This window comes from Marinobacter sp. E2 (assembly GCF_055755345.1).
The window spans coordinates 1,581,254-1,597,685 of sequence record NZ_CM146911.1; the positions used below are offsets into that span (position 1 = coordinate 1,581,254).

The window sequence follows — 16,432 nt, forward strand, 5'->3', positions numbered from 1 at the left end:
GTGATTCCCTGACACACCTGCTTTCCCGTATTTCAGTTAAGGAAAGGCTTCCATGGAGCATACCTATCGTCTTGTGATTTCCTGCCCGGACAGGGTCGGGATTGTCGCCAAGGTGAGTAATTTCCTGTCCACCTACAACGGCTGGATTACCGAGGCGAGCCACCACTCGGATACGCAGACCGGGTGGTTCTTCATGCGGCACGAGATCAAGGCCAGCTCGATTCCCTTTGGCCTGGACCAGTTCCGCGCGGCCTTCGAGCCCATTGCCCGCGAGTTCAACATGAACTGGCACATCGCCGATTCCGCCCGCCCGAAGAAAGTCATTCTCATGTGCAGCAAGGAATCCCACTGCGTGGCAGACCTGCTGCACCGTTGGCACAGCAAGGAGATCAATGCCGAGATTGTGGCGGTCATCTCCAACCACGACGACTTGCGGCGAATGGTGGAATGGCACGAGATTCCCTATCACCACGTGCCGGTGAGCAAGGAAAACAAGGCCGAGGCCTTTGCCCACATCGACGAGCTGTTCCAGAAGTATGAGGCCGACGTGGTGGTGCTGGCCCGCTACATGCAGATCCTGCCGGGCGAGCTGTGCGAGAAGTACGCTGGCAAGGTGATCAACATTCACCACAGCTTCCTGCCGTCGTTCGCAGGTGCCCGCCCGTATCACCAGGCCTACAGCCGTGGCGTGAAACTGATCGGTGCCACCTGCCACTATGTCACCCAGGATCTCGACGAAGGCCCGATCATCGAGCAGGACGTGATCCGCATTACCCACAGCGACTCCATCGAAGACATGGTTCGCCTCGGCAAGGACGTTGAAAAGAACGTGCTGGCCCGGGGGCTGCGCTCGCACATCGAAGACCGGGTAATCACCTTCGAAAACAAGACAGTGGTGTTTGATTAAGGCTGCCTCACAGTTGCCCCGGACAGGGCGCGACTGTGGTAGACTTGGCGGCTTGTTGAAGAATAACTATGGGGCTGGGGCACGGCCCTGATACGACTTCCAGATAACGCAAAGGAACCTTTCTCGATGGGTGAGTTAGCCAAAGAGATCCTGCCGGTCAATATTGAAGACGAGTTGAAGCAGTCCTACCTCGATTACGCCATGAGCGTCATCGTCGGGCGGGCCCTCCCGGATGTGCGGGACGGTCTCAAGCCGGTTCACCGTCGTGTTCTGTTCGCCATGTCCGAACTGAACAACGACTGGAACAAGCCCTACAAGAAATCCGCCCGTGTGGTGGGTGACGTTATCGGTAAATACCATCCCCACGGCGACTCGGCAGTCTACGACACCATCGTTCGTATGGCCCAGCCTTTCTCCCTGCGTTATCCGCTGGTGGACGGCCAGGGCAACTTCGGTTCCATCGACGGCGACAACGCCGCCGCCATGCGTTACACCGAGATCCGCATGGAGAAGATTGCCCACTCCCTGCTGGCGGATCTGGACAAGGAAACCGTTGACTTCGTCGATAACTACGACGGCACCGAGCGCATTCCGGACGTGCTGCCCACCCGGGTACCGAACCTGCTGGTCAACGGCTCTTCAGGTATTGCCGTGGGTATGGCCACCAACATTCCTCCCCACAACCTCAAGGAAGTGGTGAGCGGCTGCCTGGCGCTGATCGATAACCCGGATCTTACAGTGGATGAGCTGATGGAGTTCATCCCGGGCCCGGATTTCCCGACCCAAGGCATTATTAATGGCCGTGCCGGTATCGTTGAGGCTTATCGCACTGGTCGTGGCCGTATCTACATCCGTGCCCGTCATGAGATCGAGCACGATAACAAAACCAACCGCGACGCCATCATCATCACCGAGCTGCCATATCAGCTCAACAAGGCCCGCCTGATCGAGAAGATCGCCGAGCTGGTGAAGGAAAAGCGTGTTGAAGGCATTTCCGAGCTGCGGGACGAGTCCAACAAGGAAGGTATCCGGGTGGTGATCGAGCTGCGCCGCGGCGAGAACCCGGACGTGGTGGTCAACAACCTGTTTGCCCATACCCAGCTGGAGACCGTATTCGGTATCAACATGGTTGGCCTGATCAACGGCGAGCCCAAGACCCTGAACCTCAAAGAGCTGCTGGATGCGTTCATCCGCCATCGCCGGGAAGTGGTCACCCGCCGCACGATCTACGAATTGCGCAAGGCGCGCGAGCGCGGCCACATTCTGGAAGGCCTGACAGTTGCCCTCGCCAACATTGATGAAGTGATCGAGCTGATCAAGGCATCGCCTTCGGCGGCCGAAGCCAAGGAAAAGCTGGTCGACAAGGGCTGGTCACCGGGTGATGTGCTGGCCATGCTTGAGCGGGCCGGCCAGGATGCCTGCCGTCCGGACGACCTGCCGGAAATCTACGGCCTGCGTGACGGCCTCTACCATCTGTCGCCGGAGCAGGCCCAGGCCATCCTGGATCTGCGTCTGCACCGCCTCACCGGTCTTGAAACCGAGAAGCTGCAGAACGAATACAAGGAAATCCTGGAGAAGATCGCCGATCTGCTGGATATCCTGGGCGATCCGGAGCGCCTGCTCCAGGTCATCCGTGAAGAGCTGGAAGCCATTGTCTCCGAGTTTGGCGACGAGCGACGTACCGAGATCACCAGCTCCCGTCGTGATCTGACCATCGCCGACCTGATCGACGAAGAAGACCTGGTGGTGACCATTTCCCACAGTGGTTACGCCAAGACCCAGGCGGTTGAGGATTACCAGGCCCAGCGCCGGGGCGGTCGCGGCAAGGCCGCCACCTCCATGAAGGATGAAGACTTCGTTGAGAAGCTGCTGGTGGCCAACTCCCACGACACCATCCTGTGCTTCTCCAACCGCGGCAAGGTCTACTGGCTGCGGGTGTTCGAGATTCCGCGCGCCAGCCGGGCATCCCGTGGCCGGCCCATGGTCAACATCCTGCCTCTGGAAGAAGGTGAGCGTATCACCACCTTCCTGCCGGTTCGCGATTATCCGGAAGACCAGTTCGTACTGATGGCCACGTCCGCCGGTGTGGTCAAGAAAACCCCGCTGCCGAACTTCTCGCGTCCGCGCAGCAGCGGTCTGATTGCATTGTCCCTCGACGAGGGGGATACCCTGATCGGCGCCGCCATCACCCAGGGCGATGCCGAGGTGATGCTGTTCTCCAGCGCCGGCAAGGCGGTGCGTTTCAATGAGGAAGCGGTGCGCCCGATGAGCCGGACCGCTCGCGGTGTGCGCGGTATTCGAATGCCGGAAGGCCATCAGGTGGTGTCGCTGATCATCCCTCAGGAAGGTGGCGTGATTCTGACCGCCTCCGAGAACGGCTACGGCAAGCGCACGGCCATTGATGAGTTCCCGACCTACAGCCGGGGCAGCCAGGGTGTCATTGCCATGCAGTGTTCCGAGCGTAACGGTAACCTGGTTACTGCCCTGCAGCTGTTCGAGGGTGATGAAATGATGCTCATCTCCGACAAGGGCACGCTGGTGCGTACCCGTACCGATGAAGTGTCCGTTCTCAGCCGCAACACCCAGGGTGTTCGCCTGATCAAGCTCAGCCAGGAAGACGAGCGTCTGGTGGGCGTCGAGCGGATTGCCGAAACCGACGATGAAGACATCGACGGCGAGAACGACGGAGCGAACGAAGAAGGCGCCGGCGAAGAGTAAGCCGGCGCAACCGAGAGAGTCAGCGAGACTGGAGAGATCAACGGAAAATGAGCAGGGCGTATAACTTTTGTGCAGGTCCGGCCACCTTGCCGGAAAGCGTGCTTCGTCAGGCGCGAGATGAAATGCTCGACTGGCGCGGCACCGGCATGTCGGTGATGGAGATGAGCCATCGCAGCGACGAGTTTGTCCAGATTGCCGAAACTGCAGAGAAGGATCTGCGTGAGCTGGCTGGCGTATCAGACGATTACGCTGTGCTGTTCATGCAGGGTGGGGCGTCCAGTCAGTTTTCCACCATTCCCCTGAACCTCCTGGGCGAAAAGGGCAGTGCCGACTACGTGAACACCGGCATCTGGTCGAAGAAGGCCATTGCCGAGGCCAGTCGCTACGGCAAGGTGAACGTGGTGGCCAGCTCCGAAGACAGCGGCTTTACCACCATTCCGGATCAGGCCAACTGGCAAACCAGCGCCGAGGCCGCCTACCTGCATTACACGCCCAACGAGACCATCGGTGGCCTGGAGTTCGACTTCGTGCCAGACAGCCCCGATGTGCCTCTGGTGGCGGATATGTCCTCCAATATGCTCTCCCGTCCGGTGGATGTCTCGAAGTTCGGGTTGATCTACGCGGGCGCCCAGAAGAACATCGGCCCCTCTGGGTTGGTCGTGGTGATCATCCGCAAGGATCTGCTGGGCAAGGCCCGGAAGGAAACGCCCACCATGATGAACTATCAGGTGATTGCGGATAACGACTCCATGTACAACACGCCGGCCACCTACAGCTGGTACCTGGCGGGCCTCGTGTTCAAATGGCTGAAAGAGCAGGGCGGTGTTCAGGCGATGGGTGAGATCAACCTGCGCAAAGCCCGCAAGCTCTACAATTTCATTGATGCCAGCGATTTCTACGCCAATCCGATCGACCCCCGTTTCCGCTCCTGGATGAACGTGCCGTTTACTCTGGCGGACGATGCCCTGAACAGCGAGTTCCTGAAGGGCGCCAACGCCCGTGGTCTGCTGAATCTGGCGGGCCACCGCTCGGTCGGTGGTATGCGGGCGAGCATCTACAACGCCATGCCGGAAGCGGGTGTGGATGCGCTGATTGATTACATGACCGACTTTGCGAAGGAGCGTGGCTGATCATGAGCGATGAGCAGACCAGGCTCGCGGAGCTGCGGGACGAAATCGACGGGATTGATCAGAAGATCATGGAGCTCATCAGCGCTCGGGCAACCTGTGCCCAGGAAGTGGCCAATGTGAAGATGGCCGCCAATCCGGGGCAGGACGTGTTCTTCTACCGTCCCGAGCGCGAAGCCCAGGTGCTCCGGCGGATCAAGGAGCAGAATCCGGGGCCGTTGTCCGGTGAGGAAATGGCCCGGCTGTTCCGGGAAATCATGTCCGCCTGCCTGGCCCTGGAAAAGCCCATGCACATCGCCTTCCTGGGGCCGATCGGTACCTTCACCCAGGCAGCGGCACTGAAGCATTTCGGGCATTCGGTTATCAGCGTTCCGCTGCCCGCCATCGACGCCGTGTTCCGGGAAGTGGAATCCGGGGCGGCCCATTACGGCGTGGTGCCGGTGGAGAACTCCACCGAGGGCATGATCAATCACACCCTCGATATGTTCATGTCCTCACCCCTGAAAATCTGTGGTGAGGTCCAGCTGCGGATTCATCACCATCTGCTGGTTTCGCCCAAGCATGCTGACCAGGAGATTACCCGTATCTACTCCCACCAGCAGTCGTTCGCCCAGTGCCGACAGTGGCTGGATACCCATCGCTACGGCGTCGAGCGGGTGACCGTGTCCAGCAATGCGGAGGCGGCCCGCCGCGCTGCCGCTGAGCCCGGCACGGCAGCGATTGCCGGTGACATGGCTGCAGAGCTCTATGGTCTGGACATGCTGGCCAGCAGCATTGAGGACCGCCCGGATAACACTACCCGTTTCCTGATCATCGGTCGTGAAGCGGTGCCGGCCAGCGGCCACGATAAATCGTCCATCCTGGTGTCCATGCGCAACAAGCCGGGGGCCCTGTACAAGCTGCTCGAGCCGTTCCACCGCCACGGCATCAGCCTGACGCGCATCGAAACCCGGCCGTCGCCCAGCGGCACCTGGGCCTACGTGTTCTACATCGATTTCGAGGGGCATGTGGAGGACGAACAGGTTCGCAAGGTGCTGGCGGAAGTGGATGAGGAAGCCGTTGAACTGAAACGCCTTGGGTCTTACCCGATTGGCGTGCTCTGAGCAAAGCAGGTCGAGGACGTATTATGGCCATTGATTACCAGTGCCTGGCTGTTCGCGGAGTCCAGGCCCTGTCGCCCTATCAGCCGGGCAAGCCGATTGAGGAACTGGCCCGGGAACTGGGCCTGAATCCCGCTGAGATCATCAAGCTCGCCAGCAACGAGAACCCCCTCGGACCCAGTGAAAAAGCGCTGTCCGCGGCGCAGGCTGCGCTTGCCGAGCTTTGCCTCTATCCCGATGGCAATGGTTTCAACCTGAAGCAGGCCCTGTCGAACCGGCTGAACGTGGGCATGGACCAGATTACCCTGGGTAATGGCTCCAACGATGTGCTTGAGGTGATCACCCGTTGTTTTGCGGATGCCGACTCGGAAGTGGTTTTCTCCCAATATGCGTTCGCGGTTTATCCGCTGGTGACCCAGGCTATCGGTGCCATGGGCGTATCGGTGCCGGCGCGAGAGTGGGGGCACGACCTGGATGCCATGGCCGCAGCGGTTACCGATCGTACCCGTCTGGTGTTTGTTGCCAACCCCAACAACCCGACCGGAACCGTACACAAGGCCGACGCCATTGAGGCCTTTCTACAAAAGATTCCCGAGGACGTTCTGGTAGTGCTGGACGAGGCCTACTGCGAATACCTCACCGGTGAAGACTATCCGGATGGCGTTGAGCTGTTGTCCCGGTTCCCGAATCTGATCGTCTGTCGCACCTTCTCCAAAGCCTGGGGGCTGGCCGCGCTTCGTGTGGGTTACAGCATCAGCTCGCCGGCCATTGCCGACGTGCTCAATCGGGTGCGCCAGCCGTTTAACGTTGACACGGTGGCCCTGGCGGCCGCCACCGCGGTTCTGGGTGACGAAGCCTATCTGCAACGGTCCCGGGAGGTGAATACCGCCGGGTTGCGTCAGCTTGAGCAGGCGTTCGACGCCATGGGATTGAGCTACATACCCTCGGCTGGCAACTTTATCGCGGTGGAAGTGGGCGAGAATGCCATGGGCGTCTATCAGGCCCTGCTGGCTCACGGTGTTATTGTGCGCCCGATAGCCGGCTATGGCATGCCGCAGCATTTGCGGGTGTCCGTCGGGCTGCCCGAAGAGAATGAGCGCTTCATTGAGGCCCTGGCCAAGGCCCTGACAGCGTCAGGCCTGAGTGATTAAGGGTGAACGACAAGGGTAAGCATTTGATATGAGCGGGTCGGAACCACTCTTCCAGCGGGTTGCCGTGATTGGCCTCGGGCTGATTGGCGGCTCCCTGGCCAGCGCCATGCGCCGTAACCGGCTTGCGGATACGGTGGTTGGTTCCGACCAGCGTGAAGAGGATCTGCACCTGGGTCAGCAGCTTGGCATTATCGACGAGGCCGCGCCAACGGTGGCCGATGCCGTTCGCGGCGCCGACCTGGTGGTTCTGGCCGTGCCGGTGCGGGCAACCCGGTCGGTGCTTGAACAGGTGCGCCCCGCGCTGGAGCCAGGGGCAGTGCTGACCGATGTAGGCAGCACCAAATCCAGTTTTGTGGCCGATGTAGAAGCGGTGTTTGGTTCCCAGGGGCCGCTGGTTATTCCCGGCCATCCCATTGCCGGGTCGGAGAAGAGCGGCATCCGGGCGGCCAACCCCGATCTTTTCGCCAACCACAAGGTGATTCTTACGCCGCCGGACAACGTCAGTGAATCTCACCTGCGGCGTTTGCAGGCTCTCTGGGAAGGCTGCGGGGCAACCGTGCTGACCATGTCGGTGGCCTATCACGACGAAGTGCTGGCAGCCACCAGCCATCTGCCTCACCTGATCGCGTTCTCGCTGGTGGATACCCTGGCCGGGGAAGACGAGAACATGGACATTTTCCGCTACGCTGCCGGCGGGTTCCGGGACTTTACCCGGATTGCTGCCAGTGATCCGGTGATGTGGCACGATATCTTTCTATCGAACCGCGACGCGGTTCTGCGGGTGATTGATCATTTTACCCACGACCTCGAGCAGCTGCGCACGGCCATCGCCAATCAGGACAGTGCCACGCTGCTGCGGGTTTTCAGTCGCGCCAAGGCGGCGCGTGAACATTTTTCCAAGATGCTCTCAGGACAGGCTTACGTGACAAACAACAGTGCTAAACAGGTCAGGTTCCGTCTTCAGCCCGGTGGCGCGATTACCGGTGATATCCGCGTGCCCGGCGACAAGTCCATGTCTCATCGCTCCATTATGCTCGGTGCGCTCGCTGATGGGGTGACCGAGGTAAAAGGGTTTCTGGAGGGTGAGGACAGCCTCGCTACGCTTCAGGCCTTCCGTGACATGGGCGTGACCATTGAAGGCCCGGATAACGGCTTCGTGCGGATTCACGGTGTCGGCATGCATGGGCTGCAGGCGCCGCGAGGGCCGCTGTATCTCGGCAACTCCGGCACTGCCATGCGTCTGTTTGCCGGCTTGCTGGCGGCGCAGCCGTTCGACTCGGAACTGACCGGCGATGCCAGCCTTTCGGGGCGTCCGATGGGGCGGGTGGCAGAGCCTCTGCGGGCCATGGGAGCAGTGATCGAAACCGCAGAGGGCGGCCGCCCGCCGCTGAAAATTCGCGGTGGCCAGGCGCTGACCGGTATCCATTACGAAATGCCCGTGGCCAGTGCCCAGGTGAAGTCCTGCCTGCTGCTTGCCGGCCTGTACGCCGAGGGCAGCACCTCGGTGACCGAGCCGGCACCAACGAGGGATCACACCGAACGCATGCTGGCCGGTTTTGGCTATCACGTGCATCGGGATGGCGCAACGGCGAGCGTCAGCGGCGGTGGCAAGATGACCGCCACCAACATTGATGTGCCGGCCGACATTTCCTCAGCCGCGTTCTTCCTGGTGGCCGCGAGTATCGCGCCCGGCTCCGACCTGGTGCTGCGTCACGTTGGTATGAACCCGACGCGGGTAGGGGTAATCAATATCCTGCGTCTGATGGGGGCCAATATCGAGGTGCTGGACGAACGCGAAATTGGCGGCGAGCCGGTGGCGGACCTGAGGGTACGTTCTGCCGAGCTCAAGGGCATCGACATCCCCGAGGACCAGGTGCCCCTGGCCATTGATGAATTTCCGGTGCTGTTTATCGCGGCCACCTGTGCTCGGGGTCGTACCGTGCTTCGTGGCGCCGAGGAGTTGCGGGTCAAGGAGAGTGATCGTATCCAGGTGATGGCCGATGGCCTTGCCGCCCTGGGCGTGGAAACCACCGTGACGCCGGATGGCATTGTCATCGATGGGGGCCAGACGATCGGTGGCGGCACGGTGAACAGTCACGGGGATCACCGGATTGCCATGTCATTTGCGGTGGCCTCCTTGCGGGCGGCGGGCGATATCACGATCAACGATTGCGCCAATGTGGCAACCTCTTTTCCGGGTTTTGTGGAACTTGCCCGTGAAACCGGGATCAATATCAAAGCCGAGGGGAGTGAGTGATGGCCGACAGCCGCGCTCCGGTCATCACCGTCGACGGGCCGGGTGGGTCCGGGAAAGGCACGATTACCCAGATGCTCGCCCGCAGGCTGGGCTGGCATCTGCTCGACAGCGGCGCCCTGTATCGGCTTACCGCGCTTGCGGCTGTGCGTCAGGGCGTTGCCCTGGACGACGAGCCCGGCCTGGTGCAGGTTGCGGCGGGGCTGGACGTAGAGTTCGAGCCCACGCCGGCCGGTGAGCCCGTGAAGGTGATTCTGGCGGGACAGGATGTGACCGCGGAAATCCGCACCGAGTCGGCCGGCGATAACGCGTCGAAAGTGGCGGTAATACAGCCGGTTCGTGATGCCCTGTTGCAGCGCCAGCGGGATTTTCGCAAGGCTCCCGGGCTGGTCGCCGACGGGCGCGATATGGGCACGGTGGTTTTCCCCGACGCGCCGGTGAAGATCTTCCTCACGGCGAGCGCCGAGGAGAGGGCCAGACGGCGCTACAGTCAGTTGAAGGACGCGGGTGTCGATGTTAATATTGACGCCCTTTTAGAGGAGATACGGGTGCGCGACGAGCGGGATATGAACCGGTCCGCCGCCCCTCTCAAGCCCGCGAATGATGCGCAAGTCATTGATTCTACGGGGTTGAGTATAGAAGAGGTGTTGGACAGGTGTATGGCCGCAGCAGGCCAGGCCTGACTACACCTTTTTGTTGTTGAAAGGCCGGATGTAGCGCAACTGCCAGCCACAGGCTGCCTCCGGAATCGTTAACAGACCGTGTTGCTGGTGGCACGGAGCACACTTGCGTTGATCATATAGGACTCATAATGAGCGAGAGCTTTGCAGATCTTTTTGAAGAAAGCCTGAAAGAAATTGACATGCAACCGGGTTCCATCGTCCAGGGAACCGTAGTTGACGTCGACAACGACTGGGTCACCGTTAACGCCGGACTGAAGTCCGAAGGCGTTATCCCCGCCTCCCAGTTCCTGAACGAAAAAGGCGAGTTGGAAATTGCTATCGGCGATGTTGTCGATGTAGCTCTCGACGCTGTGGAAGACGGCTTCGGTGAGACCCGTCTGTCCCGCGAAAAAGCCAAGCGTGCAGAAGCCTGGAAGGTACTCGAGAAGTCCTTCGAAGCTGAGGAAGTGGTCAAGGGCGTTATCAATGGCAAGGTCAAGGGTGGTTTCACCGTCGATCTGGCCGGTATCCGCGCCTTCCTGCCTGGCTCGCTGGTAGATGTTCGTCCGGTCCGCGACACCGCGCACCTGGAGAACAAGGAACTCGAATTCAAGGTTATCAAGCTGGACCAGAAGCGTAACAACGTGGTTGTTTCCCGCCGCGCCGTTCTGGAAGCTGAAAACAGTGCCGAGCGTGAAGCTCTGCTCGAGACCCTGACCGAAGGTCTGGAAATCAAGGGTATCGTCAAGAACCTGACCGACTACGGCGCGTTCGTGGATCTGGGTGGTGTTGACGGCCTGCTGCACATCACTGACATGGCCTGGAAGCGCATCAAGCATCCGAGCGAAATCGTCAACGTGGGCGACGAGATCAACGTCAAGGTCCTGAAGTTTGACCGTGAGCGCAACCGCGTATCTCTCGGCCTGAAGCAGCTGGGCGAAGATCCCTGGGTCGACATCAAGGGTCGTTACCCGGAAGGATCCAAGGTCAAGGCCCGTGTTACCAACCTGACCGACTACGGCTGCTTTGCCGAGCTGGAAGAAGGTGTTGAAGGCCTGGTTCACGTATCCGAAATGGACTGGACCAACAAGAACATCCATCCGTCCAAGGTAGTCCAGGTAGGCGACGAAGTGGACGTGATGATTCTGGATATCGACGAAGAGCGTCGTCGTATCTCCCTGGGTATCAAGCAGTGTGTAGCCAACCCGTGGGAAGAGTTCTCCAGCAACTTCAACAAGGGCGACCGCATCTCCGGCAAGATCAAGTCCATCACTGACTTTGGTATCTTCATCGGTCTGGACGGTGGCATCGACGGTCTGGTTCACCTGTCTGACATCAGCTGGAACGAGACTGGCGAAGAAGCCGTTCGCGAGTACAAGAAGGGTGACGAGGTTGAGACCGTTATCCTGTCTGTTGATCCCGAGCGTGAGCGTATCTCCCTGGGCATCAAGCAGCTGGAAAGCGATCCGTTCGCCGAGTTCGTTCAGCTGAACGACAAGGGCTCCATCGTCAAGGGCACCGTCTCTTCCGTGGACGCCAAGGCGGCTACCATCGCCCTGAACGACGAGGTTGAAGCGGTACTGAAGGCCTCTGAAATCAGCCGCGACCGTGTTGAAGACGCACGCAACGCGCTGAAAGAAGGCGAAGAAGTTGAAGCGAAGATCATCAGCATCGATCGCAAGAACCGCATCATCAACCTGTCTGTGAAGTCCAAGGACGTCGAGGACGACAAGCAGGCACTCGAAAACGTGCGGAGCAAAGCGGCTGAAACCGCTTCTGGTGCGACCACCATCGGTGATCTCATCAAGGAGCAGATGCAGCAGCAAAACGCCAACAAGGAATAAGTTTCCGGTTGGTACGAAAAAAACGGGCTCTAAGAGCCCGTTTTTTTTGTGTTTTTTTCTGGTTTGGCTAAACTAGGTAGTCATGGGAACCCGGTAACCGACGGCCGAATAAAAATCAAAGAGGGAAACGCCTCATGACGAAGTCCGAACTGGTCGAGCTGATTGCCTCCAAGCAAACCCAGCTCTCTGTGAAAGATGTGGAACTGGCGGTAAAGACCATCATCGAGCACATGTCCCAATCCCTTGCTGATGGGCAGAGAATTGAGATTCGCGGGTTTGGCAGTTTTTCTCTTCATCACCGGGCGGCCCGCACCGGCCGTAATCCCAAGACAGGCGAAGCCGTTCAGTTGCCCGCCAAGTATGTGCCCCATTTCAAGCCCGGCAAGGAGCTGCGAGAGCAGGTTAACGACAGCTTGAAGAAAGGGTTTTAATCGCCGGCCGGGGAACAGGTACAATTCGGGCCAACTGGCCCTTCTGGAGCGCTATTGCTATGGCAGGATTGCAGAAGATTATCCTTATTCTGTTGGTGTTATTCCTGATTCTGCTGGCACTGGTGTTCTCGCTCAACAACCAAATGGCCGTTTCCCTCAATTTCCTTCTGTTTGAAACCCAGCCCCACGGCGTTGCGGTCTGGATTATCATGGCATTCGTGATAGGCGCTCTGGTTGGCGTTCTGATCACCACTCTGGCGACCGTGCGCACCTCGGTATCGCGTCGCGCACTGCAGAAACGACTTGATCGCGCCGAGCAGGCATTGGAAAAATCCAGGGCCCAGAACGACCGGACTCTTTAATGGACATGGTACTTCAGTGGCTGCTGCTGACAGTTGCGGTGGCAGTGGGCTGGCTGGTGGGCCGGCTTGGCAGCAGTGATAACCGCTCCGGAAAAACGATCTCCGATGAAGAATCCGTCAGGGATCGACTGCAGTTCCTCTTTACCAATTACTCTGACCAGGCTGTCGAAAACTTCGTGCAGTCCCTCGCCGTCAACAAGGACACCGTCAGCCTTCACCTTTCCATTGGCAGCCATTTCCGCAACAAAGGCGAGACGGATCGTGCCATCCTGATTCATCAGAACCTTCTGGCCCGGCCAGAGCTGCCGCCGCGTTTTTCTCCGCAGGTTACACTGGAACTGGCCAGGGATTATCTCAATGCCGGCCTGTTGGATCGGGCAGAAGCATTGCTGCATCAGCTGATGGGCGACCGGGACTATGGCCGTCATTCGGCACAGCAACTGATCGACCTGTACCAGCAGGAGAAAGAGTGGGGCAAGGCCGCTGAGGTGGCCCGCACCCTGACCCGTGGTGACGCCGATCCGGCCATGTTCAAGGTGCTGGCTTACCTCACCTGCGAGCTTGCGGAGGAAGCCCTCAAGCATGACGATCGCTGGGCGGCCCAGAAACTGGCGAAAGAGGCCCTGGAGTACGACCGATCCTGTGTTCGCGCCACGCTGATTCTTATGAAGCTGCTGGTCCGTCAGGGCAGCTACCGGGAGGCCGGTGGTCACTGTTTCAAAGTGTTTGACCAGAACCCCGAGTTTGGCCCCGAAGCCATTGACCGGCTGATGAAACTTGAACGTGAGCACGGCGACATCGGCCGACTGGCGAGGAAACTGCGCAAGCTTTACGAGAGTTACCCGAGCACCAGTCTGCTGCTGGCCCTGGTAGAGTCGGTGGAGCGGGCTTCGGGCCGACCGGCGGCCATCGACCTTCTCCGACAGGAACTGGAAACCCGGCCAAGCGTGCGAGGCCTGTTGCGCCTGGTGGAAATGGCTGGCTACGAGAAAGGCATGACCACCGACGAAGGCCGGTTGGTGAGCCGAATCGGCCACCTGATCCTGGCCAACCGCCCGGTGTACCGCTGCGTGAGCTGTGGCTTTTCAGGGCGCCAGCTCCACTGGCTGTGCCCGAGCTGCAAGCAGTGGGAAACGGTGCGCCCGATTCAGGGCGTTGAAGCCGAATAAACTTTTACCCAATCTTCGCAGGAACAACACCGTGCAAACCGCAAACGATCCCAGGATCATCGTCGCTCTCGATTTTCCCTCCCAGACGCCGGCCCTGGCGCTGGTCGACCAGCTGGACCCGGCCAAGTGCCGCCTGAAAGTCGGCAAGGAGCTGTTCACACGCTCCGGGCCACAACTGGTGGAAAGCCTGCAGAAGCGGGGCTTCGAGGTGTTTCTCGACCTGAAATTCCACGACATCCCCAACACCACCTCCGCGGCCGTCGCAGCCGCCGCTGACCTCGGAGTCTGGATGGTGAATGTTCACGCCTCTGGCGGCGAGAGGATGATGACCGCCTGCCGGGAGAAACTCGAAGCCTTCGGTGCCGACAGGCCAATGCTGATTGCCGTTACCGTGCTGACCAGCATGAACGCCGACGACCTGGCGGGTATCGGCATCACCGATTCTCCGGAAGCCCAGGTTTCCCGCCTGGCAACCCTCGCCAGAAACTGCGGCCTCGACGGCGTGGTCTGCTCAGCGCAGGAAGCCCCCAAGCTCAAGGCAGAGCAGGGCGCTGACTTCAAGCTGATCACCCCCGGTATTCGACCCCTGACCGCCGACAAGGGCGACCAGCAGCGCATCATGACCCCCACGGATGCCCTCAAGGCCGGTTCCGACTACCTGGTGATCGGTCGCCCGATTACCCAGGCGCCGGATCCTCTGGCTGCCCTGGAGGCCATTCACTCTGAGGTGCTTGCCGTTTAATGTATGGCTGACTCTGGCCCTAGCTTTCGGGTTTGGGCGGCGGGGCGGCAGGCGGGTCTTTCCAAAACACGCTACAAGCACATCCATGTGCGCTTGAATCGGGCCATCCATGGCCCTCTACAGTTTTGGAAAGACCCGCCTGCCGCCCCGTTCGGACATCAAGGGTATGTCGAGCTACGCTAAAGCCGAGTCAAAGGTTGCTCTACGATATCTAAGTATTTTGAGCGGTGGGGTGGGGACGCCCTCCCAAAAATGTCTGTGGCCATGGATGGCCACAGCCAAGCGCACATGGATGTGCTTGTAGCGTTTTTTGGGAGGGCGTCCCCACGCCACAGCCCCCCAAGCAAGCAGGCTAGTGCAGAAACAGCCACCACGACCAAAAGTCCAAGGTCAGTCTTGGAAGCAAAACAAAAAAAAGCCAATAAAAAACCCGCTAACTCAAAGAATTAGCGGGCTTTCAGAATAATGGCTCCCCGAGCTGGGCTCGAACCAGCGACAAACGGATTAACAGTCCGTTGCTCTACCAACTGAGCTATCGGGGAACGTCGTCGTGTGACGAGGCGCGTATATTAAGTTGGCTATACCGCCCCGTCAACCCCTGCCTCCGAACTTTTTAGCCCAGGGCTTTCTGCAGACGCTCGATGGCCTTTTCCAGGTTTTCCATGCTGGTCGCAAAGCTCAGACGCATGTGGCCAGGGCAACCGAAGGCCGAGCCGGGTACCAGCGCCACGCCGGCGTCGGTGAGAAGCTTCTCGGCAAACTCCACGTCATTGCTCACGCTGGAGTCGGCATCGATAGCACCCTGGAAGCTCGGGAACACGTAGAAGGTTCCGTCGCCGTTCAGGCACTCAACGCCCGGCAGTTTGTTCAGCGCACCCACCAGCCAGTCGTGGCGTTCCTTGAACGCCTTCACCATCTCGCCAACGCAGGCCTGGTCGCCGTCGAGGGCTGCCTGGGCAGCCGCCTGGGAGATGGAGGCCGGGTTGGAGGTGCTCTGGGATTGAATCTTCTTCATGGCGCCTATGATCCTGGCCGGGCCAGCCGCGTAACCAATACGCCAGCCGGTCATGGAGTAGGCCTTGGAAACGCCGTTGAGCACGAAGGTGCGGTCGTACAGTTCCGGGGTTGCGTTCAGGATGTTGCAGAACGGCTTGCCGGTCCACAGGATCGGTTCGTACATGTCGTCGGTGGCGATCATGATATTGGGGTGCTTCTTGAGCACTTCGCCAATCGCCTTCAACTCTTCCAGGGTATAGGCCATACCGCTGGGGTTGGACGGGCTGTTGATCACGAACAGACGGGTGCGCTCTGTGATGGCGTTTTCCAGCTGCTCCGGAGTGATCTTGAATCGGGTGTCAGCGCCGGTCTCGATGATCACCGGCTTGCCTTCGGCCACGAGCACCATATCCGGGTAAGACACCCAGTAGGGGGCCGGGATGATGGCTTCGTCGCCCGGGTTCAGTGTGGCCAGGGCGAGGTTGAAAAAGCTCTGTTTGCCACCACTGCTAACCAGTATCTGGTTGGCTTCGTATTCCAGTCCGTTGTCCCGCTTGAACTTCGCAATAATCGCTTTCTTCAGGGCCGGCGTACCATCAACGGCGGTGTACTTGGTCTGGCCGTTGTTGATGGCCTCAATGGCGGCCTTTTTGATGTGATCGGGGGTATCGAAGTCCGGCTCGCCGGCACCCAGGCCAATGATATCCTGGCCAGCCGCGCGCAACTCGGCGGCTTTGTTGGTGACTGCGAGGGTAGGGGAAGGCTTGATCGCCTGTACTCGGCTGGAAAGTTGAAGGTCCAAACTTGCGCTCCTTAAAGCTGCGTCTGATTAGGCTGCGACCGGCGGGCTTTGAAACGGAGCCAGATTGGCACTGGCTGGTTTTCGCCCAGCCGTCGATCGCAGTGATGGTATCATGAAGCCGGCATATCGCTAAATTTCTAGAAGGTATACGCCCGTTTTGCCGGGAC

The 16,432-nt window shown here is 59.7% G+C and carries 13 protein-coding genes and 1 tRNA gene; 12 read left to right on the forward strand and 2 right to left on the reverse strand.

Translation table 11 applies throughout. The annotated features are described in order from the left end of the window. Positions 1-52 precede the first annotated feature (52 nt). From purU to pyrF, 12 genes are all read left to right on the forward strand, one after another. Positions 53-907 (forward strand): formyltetrahydrofolate deformylase, encoded by an 855-nt coding sequence (gene purU, locus AC0J1C_RS07195; protein ID WP_375193903.1) that lies wholly within the window; start codon positions 53-55, stop codon positions 905-907. A 126-nt stretch (positions 908-1,033) separates the two neighbouring features. Continuing rightward, on the forward strand, positions 1,034-3,625 hold the full coding sequence (gene gyrA, locus AC0J1C_RS07200; RefSeq protein WP_375193904.1) for a DNA gyrase subunit A: 2,592 nt from the start codon (positions 1,034-1,036) through the stop codon (positions 3,623-3,625). 47 nt (positions 3,626-3,672) lie between these two features. After that, positions 3,673-4,755 carry a 3-phosphoserine/phosphohydroxythreonine transaminase gene (serC, locus tag AC0J1C_RS07205; RefSeq protein WP_473046221.1) on the forward strand — a complete coding sequence of 361 codons (1,083 nt, stop codon included), beginning with the start codon at positions 3,673-3,675 and terminating at the stop codon, positions 4,753-4,755. A 2-nt stretch (positions 4,756-4,757) separates the two neighbouring features. Next, complete coding sequence (gene pheA, locus AC0J1C_RS07210; protein WP_375193906.1) at positions 4,758-5,855, forward strand: prephenate dehydratase; 1,098 nt, start codon at positions 4,758-4,760, stop codon at positions 5,853-5,855. 23 nt (positions 5,856-5,878) lie between these two features. Further along, the gene (gene hisC, locus AC0J1C_RS07215) at positions 5,879-7,003 is read left to right on the forward strand and encodes a histidinol-phosphate transaminase (protein ID WP_473046222.1); all 1,125 of its coding nucleotides are present in this window, start codon (positions 5,879-5,881) and stop codon (positions 7,001-7,003) included. Positions 7,004-7,031: 28 nt separating this feature from the next. Further along, entirely contained in the window at positions 7,032-9,260 is a 2,229-nt protein-coding gene (locus tag AC0J1C_RS07220; protein WP_473046223.1) for a bifunctional prephenate dehydrogenase/3-phosphoshikimate 1-carboxyvinyltransferase, read from the forward strand. Then, complete coding sequence (cmk, locus tag AC0J1C_RS07225; protein ID WP_473046225.1) at positions 9,260-9,940, forward strand: (d)CMP kinase; 681 nt, start codon at positions 9,260-9,262, stop codon at positions 9,938-9,940. The genes AC0J1C_RS07220 and cmk overlap by 1 nt, the downstream gene beginning before the upstream one ends. Positions 9,941-10,068: 128 nt before the next feature. After that, positions 10,069-11,763 (forward strand): 30S ribosomal protein S1, encoded by a 1,695-nt coding sequence (rpsA, locus tag AC0J1C_RS07230; protein ID WP_473046226.1) that lies wholly within the window; start codon positions 10,069-10,071, stop codon positions 11,761-11,763. A 134-nt stretch (positions 11,764-11,897) separates the two neighbouring features. Continuing rightward, positions 11,898-12,194 carry an integration host factor subunit beta gene (locus AC0J1C_RS07235; protein WP_008172061.1) on the forward strand — a complete coding sequence of 99 codons (297 nt, stop codon included), beginning with the start codon at positions 11,898-11,900 and terminating at the stop codon, positions 12,192-12,194. Positions 12,195-12,253: 59 nt separating this feature from the next. Beyond that, positions 12,254-12,556 (forward strand): LapA family protein, encoded by a 303-nt coding sequence (locus AC0J1C_RS07240; RefSeq protein ID WP_091984573.1) that lies wholly within the window; start codon positions 12,254-12,256, stop codon positions 12,554-12,556. After that, the gene (lapB, locus tag AC0J1C_RS07245; RefSeq protein WP_375193911.1) at positions 12,556-13,725 is read left to right on the forward strand and encodes a lipopolysaccharide assembly protein LapB; all 1,170 of its coding nucleotides are present in this window, start codon (positions 12,556-12,558) and stop codon (positions 13,723-13,725) included. The genes AC0J1C_RS07240 and lapB overlap by 1 nt, the downstream gene beginning before the upstream one ends. 31 nt (positions 13,726-13,756) lie before the next feature. Then, the gene (gene pyrF / locus AC0J1C_RS07250; RefSeq protein WP_473046229.1) at positions 13,757-14,467 is read left to right on the forward strand and encodes an orotidine-5'-phosphate decarboxylase; all 711 of its coding nucleotides are present in this window, start codon (positions 13,757-13,759) and stop codon (positions 14,465-14,467) included. A gap of 466 nt (positions 14,468-14,933) precedes the next feature. Here the strand turns inward: pyrF and AC0J1C_RS07255 are convergent. Both AC0J1C_RS07255 and AC0J1C_RS07260 read right to left on the reverse strand, forming a co-directional pair. Continuing rightward, a tRNA-Asn gene (locus AC0J1C_RS07255) sits at positions 14,934-15,009 on the reverse strand. A 71-nt stretch (positions 15,010-15,080) separates the two neighbouring features. Beyond that, positions 15,081-16,265 (reverse strand): pyridoxal phosphate-dependent aminotransferase, encoded by a 1,185-nt coding sequence (locus AC0J1C_RS07260; protein WP_375193785.1) that lies wholly within the window; start codon positions 16,263-16,265, stop codon positions 15,081-15,083. Positions 16,266-16,432 lie beyond the last annotated feature (167 nt).

What these genes read in the sequence shown, in the direction of transcription:
- serC (WP_473046221.1), top strand. Translation starts at nt 3,673, where the DNA reads ATGAGCAGGGCGTATAACTTTTGTGCAGGTCCGGCCACCTTGCCGGAA.
- AC0J1C_RS07240 (WP_091984573.1), top strand. Translation starts at nt 12,254, where the DNA reads ATGGCAGGATTGCAGAAGATTATCCTTATTCTGTTGGTGTTATTCCTG.
- purU (WP_375193903.1), top strand. Translation starts at nt 53, where the DNA reads ATGGAGCATACCTATCGTCTTGTGATTTCCTGCCCGGACAGGGTCGGG.
- rpsA (WP_473046226.1), top strand. Translation starts at nt 10,069, where the DNA reads ATGAGCGAGAGCTTTGCAGATCTTTTTGAAGAAAGCCTGAAAGAAATT.
- hisC (WP_473046222.1), top strand. Translation starts at nt 5,879, where the DNA reads ATGGCCATTGATTACCAGTGCCTGGCTGTTCGCGGAGTCCAGGCCCTG.
- pheA (WP_375193906.1), top strand. Translation starts at nt 4,758, where the DNA reads ATGAGCGATGAGCAGACCAGGCTCGCGGAGCTGCGGGACGAAATCGAC.
- gyrA (WP_375193904.1), top strand. Translation starts at nt 1,034, where the DNA reads ATGGGTGAGTTAGCCAAAGAGATCCTGCCGGTCAATATTGAAGACGAG.
- cmk (WP_473046225.1), top strand. Translation starts at nt 9,260, where the DNA reads ATGGCCGACAGCCGCGCTCCGGTCATCACCGTCGACGGGCCGGGTGGG.
- lapB (WP_375193911.1), top strand. Translation starts at nt 12,556, where the DNA reads ATGGACATGGTACTTCAGTGGCTGCTGCTGACAGTTGCGGTGGCAGTG.
- AC0J1C_RS07235 (WP_008172061.1), top strand. Translation starts at nt 11,898, where the DNA reads ATGACGAAGTCCGAACTGGTCGAGCTGATTGCCTCCAAGCAAACCCAG.
- AC0J1C_RS07220 (WP_473046223.1), top strand. Translation starts at nt 7,032, where the DNA reads ATGAGCGGGTCGGAACCACTCTTCCAGCGGGTTGCCGTGATTGGCCTC.